This window comes from Algoriphagus alkaliphilus (assembly GCF_900103735.1).
Taxonomy (GTDB): domain Bacteria; phylum Bacteroidota; class Bacteroidia; order Cytophagales; family Cyclobacteriaceae; genus Algoriphagus; species Algoriphagus alkaliphilus.
In genome coordinates, this window is record NZ_FMXE01000009.1 from 111,510 (window position 1) to 127,945 (window position 16,436).

A 16,436-nucleotide genomic window follows, 5' to 3' on the forward strand; every position below is an offset into this window, starting at 1 on the left:
TTTAGCAGGTGATTATCCGCTTTAAAAAACGGAAAAGCCTCATTTGAATAAAATTTGACCTATTCAAACGTTTGCATTTTTGAAAATGAAAATTCAGAAAAAGGCAAACATTTTTTATCGGACAGAGGACTTCCGTATCAAAAGCTCCGTTTCCAGCACTACAGAATTGGAATATTCACCTAACTGGATCTTTTTTTCGATCAAATCCAACAGGATTTCAGTTGCCTTGGCTCCCAGATTAAACCCAGGCTGGGAAACAGACGAGAGGCTAGGGTCTATCATTGAGCAAAATTGCCAATTGCTGAAACCTACAATCCCCACGTCTTCGGGAACGCGTAGACCGGCAGCTTTGCAAGCCAACATTGCACCTACGGCAGCCATGTCGTTGTTTGCGAAAAATGCGTCAGGCTTTGTTGAGAAAGTTTCTAAAATTTCAGCAGTGATTTTTTGCGCTTCATCGTCAGTCCCTTTGTTACACTCTACTATAAATCCGGGATCCGGCGTAAATCCATGATGGATTAAAGCATCGGTATACCCTCTGGCCCTTTCTTGCGAGATTTTGAGATTGGATGGGCCAGATAAATGCGCAATTCTTCGATAGCCCTGTTGAAGTAAATGCTTGGTAGCTTCGAAGGCACCGCTATAATCATCCACTGTGACAGTGATTGCATTATCAATGTCTGGAACCCGATCAAAAAAAACGATAGGAAAACCTTTTGCCAATAGATTGCTGAAATGCTCAAAGTCCGTTGTTTCTTTTGAAAAGCTCACCAAAACCCCGTCAATCTGATTGGACAGCATCGTAGCAATGCTTGATTTTTCGCGAACAAGTTTTTCATTGGTTTGTGTGAGGATGACATTATAGCCACGGGCAAATGCAACTTCCTCAATCCCACTGATTACTGTTGAAAAAAAGAAATGCACCACTTCTGGGATAATCACTCCAATTGTGAAGGATCTACTTTTCCTTAGTGAAAGCGCAATTGCATTTGGACGATAGTCCATTTTCTCGGCGAGTTCTTTTACTTTTCTTTTAGTTTCATCGCTGATTCCCGGATAGTCTTTTAGCGCTCTTGAAACGGTGGAAGTGGAGACATTGAGCTCCCTAGCTATATCCTTGATTGTGATTTGTTCGAGCCTCATAAATTATACTATTCCCAGAATTTTTTATTCGACCTCCAAAATACTCTGTTTTTATTTGGCGCAATCGATTTTTGACCAACTTTTTAAAATACTGAAAAATAAATAATTAAAAGAAAAAATATCTTGGTTATGCAATCGTCACCGCAATCGTCTGCATTAATTTTTTCTTTCAAGACCACTGATGAAGTGTTGCATAAGACCTATTTCTGCTTTAAGTTTTCCTACGGGCAAGTACAAATGGTTTTGTTTTCTGCCTTGACATGAGAGTTTATCCCCTAAAAAAATGAAAAAATTTAACAATTCGAAGATTGAGCAATTACTCAATTCAAATTCAATATCCATGAAAATCCATTGATGAATCGAGTGGATGGTTGTGATTATGCCAGTTCTGTTGGCTTGCGTTCCGTATGAATTGGCACCAACCATTTCCAGTCATGTGGCTGAAGCTTCGTTGGTTTTGAAAAATGGGGTGCTGATAAGTCTGATCGGAATTCACCGTTACCTCGTCTTTTGATCCAGCCCCTGTGGTTCCTAATACTATGGTCTAGAATTAAGCAGGAATACATTACCTGATAGTTTATTTTATTAAAAAAACCGGTTTTATGGATACCTTCCAGCAATCCGGTTATTTGTTTTGATTAAGCCCTGTTATGATAAAAAAACTGTCACCAATTCTTTCACTGGTCTTTTTGCTTTGCCTCAATTATTCGGGTTTTGCACAAGTCACTACCGAACCAGCCATTCCCGGTGCTGCTTCAAGTGTCAAAATCATCTATGACGCTTCCAAGGGGACTACAGGTCTGAAGGACTGTAATTGTGATGTGTACATTCATATCGGGGCCGTCACCGGAGGACCTACCTCGACCACTTGGACGATTGTGCCTTTTCAGTGGGGGACTACCAATTCTGCCGCAAAAATGACCAAAGTAGCCGGTCAGACTAATAGTTACACTTTTGAGCTTACTCCAAATACGTTTTTTCAAAACCCCAACAACCTGACCATTCATCGATTGGGAATGGTTTTTAGAAATGGTGATGGAACAAAGGAAGGGAAAGACAGCTCAAATGGAGATTTTTTTGTCACCCTGTCTCAAGGATTTGATGTGGCTTTTACCACACCTCAGGCGGCTGGTTCAGTTTCGTTGGAAATAGGAGAAAGCTTTGAATTCAAGGCCGCCTCGACTGAGGCCGCAGATTTAAGCTTTGAGCTAGATGGTGTTAAAGTGGCCGAAGCCCTAAACTCACAGGAAATAGCATTCAAATTTACCGCTACCCAAGCGGGAAATTTCACGCTGGTAGTCAAGGCAAAAAAGGGTGCCGAGGTAGATTCACAAACTGTAAACATTATTGTTTTTGCACCTTCGGAAACGGCTGCACTTCCGACAGGAGCAAGACTTGGGATCAATTATTTATCAGACACCGAAGTGATTTTGGCTTTACAGGCACCGGGAAAAAATATCGTGCATGTGATTGGTGATTTCAATGACTGGAAGGTACTTCCTGAATTTCAAATGAAACGAACCTCAGATAAGGAGATCTTCTGGTTGAAAATTTCAAACCTGATTCCAAAGCAAGAGTACATTTTTCAATATTTAGTGGATGGGTCAATCCGAATTGGTGATCCTTATGCGGACAAGACATCCGATCCTTTCAACGATCAGGAAATCATCCAACAAAACCGCTATCCAGGTCTTAAAGGCTATCCTGTCGGTAAGACCGAATTTCAGGCGACTTATCTACAAACCGCACAGGATTCCTATCTCTGGAAAAACCTTTCCTATCCAAAACCCAAGCCGGAGGAATTAGTCGTATACGAACTCTTGGTTCGGGACTTTGATGAGAAAAGAACCTACAATGCCGTCATCGATCGCTTGGATTACCTTAAGGAACTGGGAATAAATGCCATCGAATTGATGCCGGTTGGGGAATTTGAGGGCAACCTTTCCTGGGGTTATAATCCTTCGTTCTTCTTTGCACCTGACAAATATTACGGAACCAAAAATGACCTCAAGCGACTGATCGATGAGGCACATGGAAGAGGAATCGTAATCATTTTGGATATGGTACTCAATCATGCCTTCGGCCAAAATCCCATGGTCCGACTATACAATGACGGAGACTATGGTGCTCCGACTTTAGACAGTCCTTGGTTTAATCGTGTCGCAACGCATCCGTTTAATGTTGGCTACGACTTCAACCATGAAAGCAAGTACACCAAAGCTTTTGTAGACTCAGTGAATAATTACTGGCTCACCGAATACAAAGTTGACGGATTCCGTTTCGACCTTTCCAAGGGTTTTACCCAAGTCAATTCGGGCAACAATGTGGGCATTTGGTCACAATACGATCCTTCTCGAATCAAAATCTGGAAGCATATCTACGACCGGATCAAAGCAAACCACCCCGATGCTTATGTGATTTTGGAGCATTTATCTGACAATGAAGAGGAGAAGGAATTAGCCAATTATGGGATGATGTTCTGGGGAAACATCAACTTTGATTTCCGTGAGCTGGCAAAGGGGCAAAACAAAAATATAGATTATGCCTATTATAAAAATAGAGGATGGAACAAGAGTCATTTGATCGCTTATCAGGAGTCACACGATGAGGAACGGGTGATGTGGGAAACTTTGAATTTCGGTGCAATTTCCCCACTTAACCTGAAGAATCTGGAAAATGCCGTAAACAGAAATCAGCTTTTGACCGCTTTTTACTTTGGAATACCCGGTCCCAAAATGATCTGGCAGTTTGGAGAGTTTGGTTATGATCAAGAACTCAATAATGACAGATTGGGAATCAAACCCACCAAATGGGACTACCTTAACAATCCAGAAAGACAGCGATTATTTAAGCTATATAAGGAAATGATAAAGTTGAAGCGAGTGCACAAAGCCTTCAACTCACCTGAAAAAACCACACTTAATCTCGGGGCAGGGATCAAGTCAATCCTCCTCGAACATCCTGATATGGATGTGGTAATGCATGGGAATTTCGGATTGGCTACAGCCGGAAATGCTTCAGTTTCTTTTCCGAAATCCGGCAAGTGGTACAATTACTTCACCGGTGAAGAATTGACACTTTCAGGAACTACACTGTCAGTGAACTTCCGTCCAAATGAATTTGTCCTGTATACCAGCAAAAAACTTCCATTGCCTGAAAAGGGAATATTGCAGCAGGATTTTGTGACTTCACTGCCGGAAGTTGTTCCTCAGGGAACCTTTAGAGTTTATCCGGTTCCTGCTTCTTCCAAATTATCCGTAGAGCTTCCGCAGGATATGATTCAGGCCAATTATCGGGTGGTAGATATGGCCGGAAGAGTGGTTTTTGACGGACAAACCGAGCAAGGAGAGCAGATTTTAGATTTTGATCTAAGTGGAATTCAGGCAGGGATTTATATCTTTGAGGCTTTCGATACCAAACGAGTGCTGCACAAGCGCTTCATCAAAGAATAACCAAACCTAATTCAGATTATGAAATGCCCAAGAGAAAAGCTTCTCATATAACGAGATGATTATCCAGGGCATTCCATAAGGCCTACAAAAAACAATTTAAAATCTTATGAAATTTAAACCAGGAGTAAAATACGGAAACGAGCTTCGCGACCTGTATGCCTACGCAAAAGAAAACGAATTTGCGATGCCCGCGGTCAATGTGATCGGATCCAATTCAGTGAATGCCGTGCTGGAGACAGCCAAAAAAGTAAATTCCCCTGTGATCATTCAGTTTTCAAATGGTGGTGCGCAGTTTTATGCCGGCAAAGGTCTGGCAAATGATAAGCAACAAGCCAGTATTGCCGGTGGAATTTCCGGTGCGCATCACGTGCATCAAATGGCCGAAGCCTATGGCGTTCCGGTGATTTTGCATACTGATCATGCAGCATTGAAGTTATTGCCTTGGATTGATGGCTTATTGGAAGCTGGCAAAGCCTACCATGCAGCTTATAAAAGACCGTTATACAGCTCACACATGCTGGATCTTTCTGAAGAGCCGCTACACGAAAACGTGGAAATTTCCTGTAAATACTTCACTGAATTTGCTAAGCTGGACATGGCGATCGAGATCGAACTGGGTGTGACTGGTGGTGAGGAAGATGGGGTGGATAATTCAGACGTAGATTCTTCGAAGCTTTACACGCAACCAGAAGAAGTGGCTTATGCTTACGAGCATTTGAAGGAAATCGGAGATCTGTTTACCATTGCCGCTGCTTTTGGCAATGTGCATGGTGTTTACAAGCCGGGAAATGTAAGCTTGAAGCCAATCATTTTGAAAAATTCTCAAGATTTCATCAATCAGAAGTACGGAACAACAGGTAAGCCTTTGAACTTCGTGTTCCATGGTGGATCCGGTTCCACTGTAGAGGAAATCCGGGAAGCAAATAGCTATGGATCGATTAAGATGAATATCGATACGGACATGCAATGGGCGATGTGGGAAGGTATCCTCAATTATTACAAGAAAAACGAAGGCTATCTGCAAACCCAATTGGGAAATCCAGATGGACCGGATAGCCCAAACAAGAAATACTATGATCCCCGCAACTGGTTGAGAAAAGGCGAAGAGAACTTTGTGAAGCGTCTCGAGCTTGCTTTTGACATGCTGAATGCCGTAGGGAGAAATTAATTTCTACACCAATTAATCTTTGAAAAAGTCACTTAAGCAGGTGACTTTTTCTTTTCCCAATTTAATTATGAAAAGAAACCTGCTAACCATTTCAATTTTGGCACTTGCTGTTTTTTCCTCCTGCGAAAAAAAGGTAGCACCCGAAGTCAAAAACTATTGGCCTCAGGCCGGGGTGACCTATGAGATTTTTGTTCAGTCTTTTTATGACTCAAACGGTGACAGCATCGGCGATTTCAATGGGGTCACGCAAAAGTTGGACTACGTGAAAGAATTGGGTGCCAATGCCATTTGGTTTATGCCAATCATGCCTTCCCCAACTTACCATAAATATGATGTGACGGATTACAAGGCCGTTCATCCCGACTATGGTACTATGGAAGATTTCAAAAATCTCCTTGATGAGGCACACAAGCGCGATATCAAAATCGTTGTTGACCTGATTATCAATCATACCGGAAGCGATCACCCCTGGTTTTTGGAAGCCAAATCCGGTAGGGATAATCCATACCGGGATTATTATGTTTGGGCTCAGAAAGATACTATTGCTGATTTTTTGAATAAAAAAACGATCACACTAGACTCGGATAATATCAGACAATGGCATGATCCGGGACAGGGAGAAGATTTTTACTACGGATTTTTCTGGGGAGGAATGCCGGATCTCAATTTTGATAATCCCAAAGTTCGGGAGGAAATTTACGACATTGGAAGGTTTTGGCTGGAAGAAATAGGGGTGGACGGATTCCGCTTGGATGCGGCAAAGCACATTTTCCCGGATGATCGTCCGCTGGATAATCACGGGTTTTGGAAGGAATTTCGCTCAAAAATGGAAGCCATCAAGCCGGATGTTTATCTGGTTGGCGAGGTATATGACAAAAAGGAAATTGTAGCCCCTTATCTGCCCGGTCTTCCTGCGTTGTTCAATTTTGATTTCCACTACACGCTCCTGGAGACGATGAATACTGAGAACGGGATGCTTTTGGCTAAAAAACAAAAAGAAGTTCTCGATTTTTATCAAGCCATTACCCCAAGTTTTATTGATGCTACCTTTTCTTCCAATCACGATCAGCCACGAATTCTGAATGAATTGGGTTCAGATTCCAAGAAATACAAGCAGGCTATTTCTATACTACTGACCATGCCTGGGGCGCCTTATCTGTATTATGGTGAGGAGATCGGAATGCTAGGATTGAAACCCGATGAGCACATTCGCGAGCCTTTTCTTTGGGACATAAAAGCCAAAGACACTGGTAGGGCTCAATGGATTAAGGCGAAATATTCCAAAGATTCGACAGTGACTCCTTTGGCTCAGCAGAGAATGGATCCAAACAGCTATTTCAATCACTACAAAAATCTGATTCAACTCAGAAATTCTTATCCGGCTTTAGCGGTTGGATCACTTACTCTTCCGGAATCAGAACTGCAAAAAACGGTGATGGCCTATTTCCGAAAATCAGGTGACCAGGAGATTTTTGTGGTTCACAATGTGGGCAAAGAAGAGGTGGAAATTGATTTACCTGCTGGATTCAAAGCTGTGATTTTCAGTTTGGGAGAAAGCGAGGAAAAAGCAGGCAAATTGAAATTGTCCGGAAACTCAAGTAGGGTTTATTTGAAATAATTTGAAAAAAGAGTAAGACTCTAAAAAGGCCCGGAATTGATATTTCGGGCCTTTTTTTTTATCCCTTTTTTATAAGTTTTCGTGAAATGCCCAGGCCGAAATTATAGTAGTTGCCATCAAAATCAGACACGAAATAGTGGAGCCCTCCTTCAGGTCGAATTACCCAGCCATCGCCAAAATTTATCCCAAAACCAAAATTCAATTTTAAGAGTCCATCATCAATCCCACTACCTTCTTCTAAAGAAATCATATAGCTCGGAGAGAGATTAAGCGTCACTTTTTCACCAAGAGGAAGGGAGAATATTAAGGTTGGGTCTGTCATCCAGTTTTTATCAGCGCCATCTCCAAAATTGAATCCTACAGGAAGGTAAAACGCGAATTTTCCACTTTCACTTGAGAATTTTGGTCCAATCGTCAAGCCATTTATTCCATCACCCTTACCTTCATTAAAATTGAATCGGTCATATCTGACGCGAAGTTCAGTCAAATTGCTTAACCCAAGCCCGGATTGAAAACCAAAATTGTTGAAAATCTTGTTACTTTCTCCATCGTATGCTACTCCGACATTGGAATAAAATGCAGTCATTTCCGCATTCCCTTTTCCTACAGATCTCGCTCCTTGAAAATTGGAAGAAAATTGGGCCAGACTGTTGGTTGAAATTGAAAGTAAGCTTCCTACTGCTAAGAAACCCACCAGAACTCTTTTTAGATTTTTCATTTTGTATTTGTCGGTGATTATAGTGCTGACACCCCACTTTTTTGTGTTGAGTTTTTGAAAAAAGGAAAGGCCTTGTGTGATCAAGAATTTCCCTAAGTGATATTAAAAAGATGGAATAGGACCATGCCTTTGAAAAAGCTGAAGCCAGAATTCATTTTTAGGTTTTTCACCGGATTAGAGGGGAGGTTTCTGAATATTTAGTGAAAATCAGGTATTTTTTTTCAGTCAAAGTCCTTATATGGCAAAAATTGATAATTGAGTCCGGGTAGATCAATTGCTCCAATCCAGTTCAATTAGTCTTTTTAGAGAGTTGTTTTTTTTGGTAAAAGATCCCCGATTCGATTTTTGCATTCTTTTGAATAAAGCTTAGATTTAAGTGACTGTAAGTCTTTTGTTTAGCCCGCAAACCACTAAGGCGATGATTTTTTGAACTGCCTTGTGGATTGCAGGAATTTTTCATTAAACCAATTTTTAAAACCTAACGCACCATGTCAACATTCAAAATCAGGTTAAGAGGTCAGGAGCTTCCCAAAGAAATTTTCCAGCTGGAGGATCAGGCACTTGGCTATTACGATGTCACCAAAACTTTCACGGTCGAAAGCTCCACACGGAGTGATGTTCCGGAGCATGTCTTGGAACTTGCACAGGATGAAATCCTTGAGCTGGACTTTGAGGACAATACATTTTGGCTCGGAGACGCAGATTCGGTCAAGCAAATTTTTGCCAAAGAACTCAAACGAAGCGGGGATAGTGAGGAGATTTACCTATCAGGCACTATTGAAACCGATGAGCAGGATCGAAGCCTCGTGCAGAAAGTAGCGATCAAAGCTGCCAAGGTTTTTGTGAAAAATAAAGTCATCCGACCAGGAATTAAAAACCTGGCTCTTAAAGCTGAAAATGCTGCATTGAAGTTTGCCGGAAAGACCGTGGAAGATGATAAAGCCGCAGTGCTGCTTTCTGTTTCCAAAGATTTTGATTTGGCCGAGGCTGATTTTTCAAAACTGGATCATGCTAAAAAAAGTCTTTTGCTAATTCACGGTACAGGCTCTTCATCCTTGGGTTCTTTTGGAGAAATGAAAGGGACAGAGGAGTGGGGTAGGCTCGTTGATTACTACGGAGCGTCCAATCTTCTGGCCCTGCAGCACCGCACGCTTACCTGTAGTCCCTTGCAAAACGTTTTGGCTACTCTGGAATCCCTTCCAAATGGGATCGTTCTGGATTTGATTACCCATTCCCGGGGAGGTTTAGTGGCTGATTTGCTGGCCAGATTTGCGGCTCATCCGGATGGGTTTGGGGAAGATGAGTTGGAAGTGTTAAAAAATAGTGAGCGTAAAATCGACTTGGATACGATTGCTAAGATTTCCAAGGTACTCAAATCCAAATCCATAAAAATCGACCGGGTGGTCCGGGTAGCCTGTCCTGCCAATGGCACTACGCTTGCATCCAAGCGGATGGACATGTTCCTCAATGTGATCATCAATTTGATCGGTTCGGCAATCGGAGGCACTACCAATCCGGTTTTTGCCACGATGAAAGAGCTAGTATTGGCCTCTATCGAAACCAAGGATGATGTCACGGTGCTTCCGGGTTTGGAGTCAATGAATCCCGAATCTTCATTCATCAAAGTGCTTAATTTCCAAGGAACAGAAAGGGAAATTGATTCTCAGCTGATCGTCATAGCAGGAAGCAGTGAGTTGAGTTTGGCATTTAAGAGTTTGGTAGTGTTGGTGGGGAAGTTCTTTTTTCGGGGGAAAAATGACCTCGTCGTGGACACAGCAAGTATGGAGTTTGGAGCAAAGCGAATTCCGGGAAATGTCTACCTCTATCTGGAGGAAACAGGCAAGATTGACCATATTACCTATTTCAAAACTCCAAAAATCCGTAAAACCATTCAAACCGGACTTCTCGGAAGGCTGGAAGAATTTTCAGGGAAAAATAGGACCGATGGAATTACTTTCCTCCGAAGTGGTGATCGGGGAGGCTTCGTATTGGAAGGTGGCAGGTACACCGGCACTGAAGTGAGTGGCAAAAAACCAATTCTGATCTTACTTCCCGGAATCATGGGTTCCAATTTGAAAGACAAGAATGATTTACTTTGGATCCAATATGGGCGATTTTTAAGAGGTCATCTGAAATATCTCAAACCCCACGATCAAGATTGTATTGACCCGGATTCACTGATCAAAACTTCCTATAAGAATCTGGGGGAATACCTGAGCAAAAACTACGACGTGGTTGCTTTTCCGTTTGATTGGAGGCTTAGTATGGAAGGAAATGCGGCTCTTTTGAATGAAAAAGTAAAGGAGCTCCTGAGCTTTGGACAACCGATTAAAATGGTTGGGCACAGTATGGGGGGAGTTTTGACACGTGATTTTATCCTGTATCATCCGGATACCTATCAAGCGCTAAATTCACTTCCCGGCTTTAAAATATTGTTTTTAGGTTCCCCATTGGGAGGTTCTTATCGGATTCCCTATGTACTATTTGGTAAAGATGGAATTATCAAACTTTTGGCAAAAATCGACATCAAAAACTCTTCAAAAGAACTTTTGAGTGTCTTTGTGAATTTTCCGGGGATTCTTGCATTGCTACCCCTAAACAAATCCGGGAAGCATGATTTTTCCGAAAGGTCATTTTGGGAAAAACTGCGCAAGGCCTCGGGAGACGACTCTTGGCCTATTCCCAACGAGACAGATCTTAAGAATTTTGGCAAGTACCAGGACCTGATTTTACAGCAGGAACATAAAATCAACTACGACAATATTTACTACATCGCGGGACAGAGTCGACAGAAAAAGTTCACAATCTCTGATCTGGAAATCAAAGATGGACAGCTGATTTTCCATGCAACCCATCAAGGAGATGAAAGTGTGACCTGGGAAAGCGGTATTCCTAAAGGTATTTTGGATCGCAATCATTTTTACTACGCCAATGTCACCCATGGAGGGCTTTCTACTGAAAAGAAGATTTTTGGAGCGATAGAGGATATTTTAAATCAAGGAAAAACCGGGCGCTTACAAAATTCACTTCCCAAAGTCCGAGGCGACGAGAAAGATTTCCTTGCCCAAGAGGAAGAAATCTTTGATCTCAGCGAAGAAAATACCATCAATATGCTACTTGGGCTAGGCGAGGATGGGGAGCTCAGAGATCACGAAGCTCCAATTCAGGTGAAAGTTTGCCATGGCGATTTGGTGTTTGCAGATTATCCGGTTTTGGCAGGGCATTTTCAGTTTGACGCAGTATTGACCACGGAGAAGGTGATTGACGGAAAACTGAATGGTGAACTCTCAAGATTGCTGAGCTTGGGATTATATCCCGGTCCCATCGGCACTCATCAGATAGTGATGGCCAAGGATGTGTCCAATACAGACAAGCACTTCAAAGGCACAGTGGTAGTTGGGATGGGTATACCTGGTGAATTGACTCCTTATCAATTGATGTTGACAGTTTCGAAAGGAATCTCAAGATACCTCACGATTCGAAATGTCAGTGTCGATGATGACTTAGACAAATTCGAAACAAAGGAGATTATGGGCATCTCGATTATTGCTTTGGCCAACTCTTACGGAGGTTTTTCTAACGACACATCCATCCGATCGATCATTTTGGGGATTCAGGATGCGAACCGAAACATTAAAAAAACCTATGGGGGTAAGGTGAAAGTGATCGAAGAAATCGAGATCATAGAACTCTTTCATGACCGTGCTTTGGGAATATTGAGGACTGTCAAAAATCTCGAACAGGACGAAAGTAGGGAATACAATATCAGTGTTCCCAATCTTTCGTTAGTCAAAAAAGTGGGACGCTTATCCCGAATTCCTTTTGATAACACAGCAGACTGGTGGACCCGAATCAAGGTGACTGAGGACTCAGAGGAAAAGGTAAGCAGGGGATTTTCCAGGAAAATTCTCATGGCAATGGCCACCAATGGTGCAAGCGAAAAAGAAGTGCCGCTTCAGGCAAATGTGAGAAATATCGAGACTTTGCTGGATGGGATGACTCATAAGAATCAATATGAGCCTGAAATCGCCAAGACCATGTTTGAACTGTTGATTCCATTCGAATTTAAAGAAGATCTCAAGCGGCAGAACAATATTACTTGGGTTTTGGATAAACGGACTGCAAATTTTCCTTGGGAAATGCTTCAAGAGGATATCAATGGTCTTCCTCTTTGCATCCATGCGGGGATGGTGAGGCAGTTGTCCACACCAAATTTTCGCAAAAATGTCACCAATGTTCAGGATAAAAGAGCACTTGTTGTTGGCGATCCTGAATTGAAAGGCTTTATGCCACAGCTTAAAGGAGCCGAAAAAGAGGGTGGGTTGGTGACGGATAAACTTAAAGGCAATGGATATGAGACGCAAAGCTTAATCAAAAGTGCAGCACCCGAGATTATTCTGAAGCTTTTTACCCAGAATTATAAAATCATTCACCTTGCCGGTCATGGAGTATTCAGTCAGGATACGGACAAAGGGTCGGGTATGGTCATTGGAAACGGAAATTTCCTAACCACGAGCGATATCGCTCAGATGAGCAAAGTTCCTGAATTTGTCTTTGTGAACTGCTGCTATCTGGGCCAAATCGACAGCAAAGCCGAGGATGCCAATCAGTATAGAAACCGGCTTGCAGCCAATATTGGGACGCAACTCATTGAAATCGGAGTCAAAGCTGTGATTGTAGCAGGCTGGGCAATCGATGATTCGGCTGCGTATGATTTCTGTGAGAAATTTTACGACTGTCTGCTTTGCGGAGTCCCATTTGGTGAGGCTACCAAATCAGCAAGGAAATTGATCTTTGAACGCTATAAGGGACGGACCAATACTTGGGGGGCATATCAGTGTTATGGCGATCCATTTTACAAGTTGGATGGGCTAGGTTCTTCGCAGAGATCAAGTCAGAAATTCTATCTACTAGAAGAAATAGAACTAGAGTTATACAATATGATTTATTCGCTGGAGTCCAAAAATCTAAGCAATGAACATGCACTCAAAAAGCTCCAAATTCTGGAAGAGGCACTGAAGCAATCCAATCTTTCCAGTGATAAAATTTTGGAATACAAGGCCGAAGTGTATAACAAGATCGGAGATTATAGCAGAGCGATTTCACTTTATGAAAAGCTGATCAGACTCGAAAAAGCGGGCTATTCATTCAGAGCAATGGAACAATATTGTAATATCACCTGCAAATATTGGGTGGAGGAATTTTCCAGATTTCCGAAAAAAAGAGAAGAGGCAATCAAAGGAATCGAGCATGCTATTTTGAGGCTGAATAGTCTTTTGGCGCTAGGTGCCACAGCAGAGCGGTTCAGCCTTTTGGGCAGCGCTTATAAGCGTAAATTGATGCTTTTAAAAGCCGGAAGTAAAGAGGAATTTATCCAGACCTTAGAAAATTCTTCAAAAGCTTATTTTGAAGCAGCGAGGATTGCGGATTTTAAAACATCCTACCCTATCAATAATGGCGTACAGCTTGGGCGAATCCATCAACTCATTACAGCTAAGGAATTTGTCTTAGATGGGAAGTCCAGAGTGAATTTCGGGAAATTACTTGCTGATTTAGAAAAGCTAATCCATTCCAACCCAAAAGAAAAAAAGGATTATTGGGATTTGGTAGCCGAAACTAATCTTTCACTTTCAAGAATAGTAATCGACAAAAAGCCAGCTAAGAAGGATTGGGAGCAATTGAAAAACTCTTACGCCGAAGTCTGGATAAAAGCAGGAAGCACCTCTGACAAAAAGGCTGAGGAAGAGCATTTGGAAGTGTTGATAAAAGGGTTGGAATTGGGAGAATCTGAAGAAGCCAAAGTTTTGAAGGAGTCATTGAGGAGTCTAAAATTAGAGTTTTCGGAGATTAAAAACTCCGGAATATCCTGAATTAGGCAACACCTAACATGACCTGATAATCCAAAATATATTTTATCAAATATTATGGAATTTAAAGCCAATTAATCCGGTGTAATTGTATTTTTGACAAAATTGTCAAGGCGAAAATTTCAAGAAAATGAGAGAAACATTTGGGGAATATATTCACAAACTTAGGTCGGACAACAACTTGACATTGACAAAGCTTGCGGCGGCTTTGGATATTGACCAGTCAACGCTTTCAAAGATAGAGAATGGGAAAAGAAATGTTCCGATGGACGTTTTACCCAAGCTTTCAAAAATCTTCAATCTTGACCTCAAGCAATTGGAACACGAGTATTTCAGTGAGAAAATTGCTGAAATAATTTATCCGCAAGAAGAACCAAGAGAACTTTTAAAAGCGGCCGAAGAAAAGGCAAAATATATGCGAATCAAGAATCAACAACAAGGAAAAATAAACTTTTAAGCTATGATAAAATATTCAAAACTTCGGGACAAGCTAAAAGTTGAAACCTTTAATGGCAATGCGGAAGATTTAGCTTTTTTCACCCACTATCTTCACAACCATACAAACGGAGTATCAAAATCTTTTGAAAAAAGAGCAAAAGAATACTTTTCTACAATAAGCGAAGAACTAAATATGGTGTCAGAGCCCGAATTGCAGGCAATGCTTCCCATAAAATGGGATATTCCGTTTCCGGCACCCGAAAATCCTGAGTTTACTTTTATCGACCTTTTTGCAGGAATTGGGGGTTTCAGAATCCCCTTACAAGAACTTGGCGGTAAATGTGTTTTTTCTTCTGAGTTTAATTATCACGCACAACGTGCCTATGAATTTAATTTTGGTGAAGTGCCTTTTGGCGACATCACAAAACTTAATTTAGATATTGTTCCAAAACACGATATTCTTTGTGCAGGTTTTCCTTGCCAACCATTTAGCATTTCAGGTAAAATGAAAGGTTTTGAAGACACAAGAGGAACGTTGATTTATCACGTTTTTGAATTAATTGAGAAACGTCAACCAAAGGTTGTTTTTCTTGAAAATGTAAAGCATTTGGTTTACCACGACAATAAAAGGACACTTTTAACCATTGTTCAGCACTTGGAAGAAATGGGGTATGTGGTCTCAAAAAAAGTCTTGAACGCATCAGACTTTGGTGTACCTCAAAATCGGGAAAGAATAATAATAATAGGCCATAAGGAGACCAAGTTTGATTTTACAAAAATCAAAAAGATGATAAAACCAGCCCTCAAAGACTTTTTGGATAAGGAAAACGAGTTTGAGTATTTAGACGAACCCTATACAATTTTGGAAGAACAAAAGACCCAAGATTCAGGGTTGGTTTTCGCGGGATACAGAAACAAAACTATCCGAAAAGCAGGAGTAAGACCAGGAACAGAACAATTGTCAAGAGTTCATAAACAACCAAACAGAATTTACTCTACCGAAGGTGTTCATCCAGCTCTTCCTTCTCAAGAGTCATCTGGAAGATTTTGGATTTGGAATGAAGGAACTGTACGAAAACTTACAATTCAGGAATGCTATAAAATCATGGGTTTCCCGGAAAAATTTAAATTGCTTAATAACAAAGCAGAACTTTACAAACAGGTAGGCAACTCTGTTGCTGTTCCAATGATCAAGGCTGTTGGAGAACAGATAAAAAAACAACTTTTGAAAAAAAACTGCATTTCTTGAAACCATTGATTTTATTCAGAAAGGCAAAGACATTGACAAACTTTTAAGTTTTTTGTTTCAAGGATTAATCATCCAAAGAAATGCACAACAAATAGACTTGGCAAAACCTTTAAACTTACCTATTGCAACAATAATTGATTTATTGAGTAAGCATTTTGACACCAAATATTCGGCAGAAGGTGCATCAAGACTTCCAGTTTTAGCTTTGTATGCAGCTTACCAATGTTTAATCAATGAAACAAAGAGATTTGAAGGAAAAGTATTATTGCCAATGGAAAGTCATACTTCGGCTGACAGCCGAAGCGGGCGTATTGGCGACATTGACATTGTTGATGAAAAGGAACGAGCTTTTGAAGCAGTTGAAGTGAAACACGGAATTCCAATAACGGCACAACTTGTAAAAGACGCATTTGAGAAATTTAAGACAACTCAGGTAAATCGTTACTATGTGCTTTCAACTGCAAATATAGATGTAACTCAAGCAGAAGAAATCAACAAAGAAATAGAGAGAATAAAAAACATTCACGGTTGCCATGTTATTGCAAACGGTTTGACAAATTCATTGAAATACTATTTAAGGCTACTTTCTGACACATCAGAGTTTATAGAAAACTATGTGAATAGTATTGAAGTTGACACAGCATTAAAGTATGAGCACAAAAAGGAATGGAATAACATTATATCACTTTTGTGATGAGTATTTTTGGTTAATTCATTAAAATTATTCGTGTGGCAGTTACTGATAAATTTTTCAACAGAAAAAGCCACACATCGATTTGGTGC

General features: G+C 41.0%; 9 protein-coding genes. 7 read left to right on the forward strand and 2 right to left on the reverse strand.

What is annotated here, in order from left to right; genetic code table 11:
- Positions 1-114 precede the first annotated feature (114 nt).
- On the reverse strand, positions 115-1,143 hold the full coding sequence (locus tag BLQ81_RS08075; protein ID WP_092729442.1) for a LacI family DNA-binding transcriptional regulator: 1,029 nt from the start codon (positions 1,141-1,143) through the stop codon (positions 115-117).
- Between the two features lie 650 nt (positions 1,144-1,793).
- Here BLQ81_RS08075 and BLQ81_RS08085 point away from each other — a divergent pair.
- The 3 genes from BLQ81_RS08085 to BLQ81_RS08095 all read left to right on the forward strand — a co-directional run bounded on the left by BLQ81_RS08085 (position 1,794) and on the right by BLQ81_RS08095 (position 7,381).
- The gene (locus tag BLQ81_RS08085; RefSeq protein ID WP_092729444.1) at positions 1,794-4,595 is read left to right on the forward strand and encodes an alpha-amylase family glycosyl hydrolase; all 2,802 of its coding nucleotides are present in this window, start codon (positions 1,794-1,796) and stop codon (positions 4,593-4,595) included.
- 106 nt (positions 4,596-4,701) lie between these two features.
- The gene (gene fbaA / locus BLQ81_RS08090) at positions 4,702-5,763 is read left to right on the forward strand and encodes a class II fructose-bisphosphate aldolase (protein ID WP_092729445.1); all 1,062 of its coding nucleotides are present in this window, start codon (positions 4,702-4,704) and stop codon (positions 5,761-5,763) included.
- A 67-nt stretch (positions 5,764-5,830) separates the two neighbouring features.
- Positions 5,831-7,381: an alpha-amylase family glycosyl hydrolase gene (locus BLQ81_RS08095; protein WP_092729514.1), complete on the forward strand. Its 1,551-nt coding sequence runs from the start codon at positions 5,831-5,833 to the stop codon at positions 7,379-7,381.
- 58 nt (positions 7,382-7,439) lie between these two features.
- Here BLQ81_RS08095 and BLQ81_RS08100 read toward each other — a convergent pair whose 3' ends face one another.
- Positions 7,440-8,099 (reverse strand): hypothetical protein, encoded by a 660-nt coding sequence (locus BLQ81_RS08100; protein WP_139183588.1) that lies wholly within the window; start codon positions 8,097-8,099, stop codon positions 7,440-7,442.
- Between the two features lie 488 nt (positions 8,100-8,587).
- On the opposite strand from BLQ81_RS08100, the gene BLQ81_RS08105 reads away from it, so the two are divergent.
- The 4 genes from BLQ81_RS08105 to BLQ81_RS22485 all read left to right on the forward strand — a co-directional run bounded on the left by BLQ81_RS08105 (position 8,588) and on the right by BLQ81_RS22485 (position 16,347).
- Positions 8,588-13,969, forward strand: coding sequence for a CHAT domain-containing protein (locus tag BLQ81_RS08105; RefSeq protein WP_092729447.1), 5,382 nt, complete (start codon positions 8,588-8,590; stop codon positions 13,967-13,969).
- Between the two features lie 127 nt (positions 13,970-14,096).
- Complete coding sequence (locus BLQ81_RS08110; RefSeq protein WP_092729448.1) at positions 14,097-14,423, forward strand: helix-turn-helix domain-containing protein; 327 nt, start codon at positions 14,097-14,099, stop codon at positions 14,421-14,423.
- A 3-nt stretch (positions 14,424-14,426) separates the two neighbouring features.
- Positions 14,427-15,653 carry a DNA cytosine methyltransferase gene (locus tag BLQ81_RS22480; RefSeq protein ID WP_217636656.1) on the forward strand — a complete coding sequence of 409 codons (1,227 nt, stop codon included), beginning with the start codon at positions 14,427-14,429 and terminating at the stop codon, positions 15,651-15,653.
- A 52-nt stretch (positions 15,654-15,705) separates the two neighbouring features.
- Positions 15,706-16,347 carry a hypothetical protein gene (locus tag BLQ81_RS22485; RefSeq protein WP_217636657.1) on the forward strand — a complete coding sequence of 214 codons (642 nt, stop codon included), beginning with the start codon at positions 15,706-15,708 and terminating at the stop codon, positions 16,345-16,347.
- Positions 16,348-16,436: the final 89 nt, after the last annotated feature.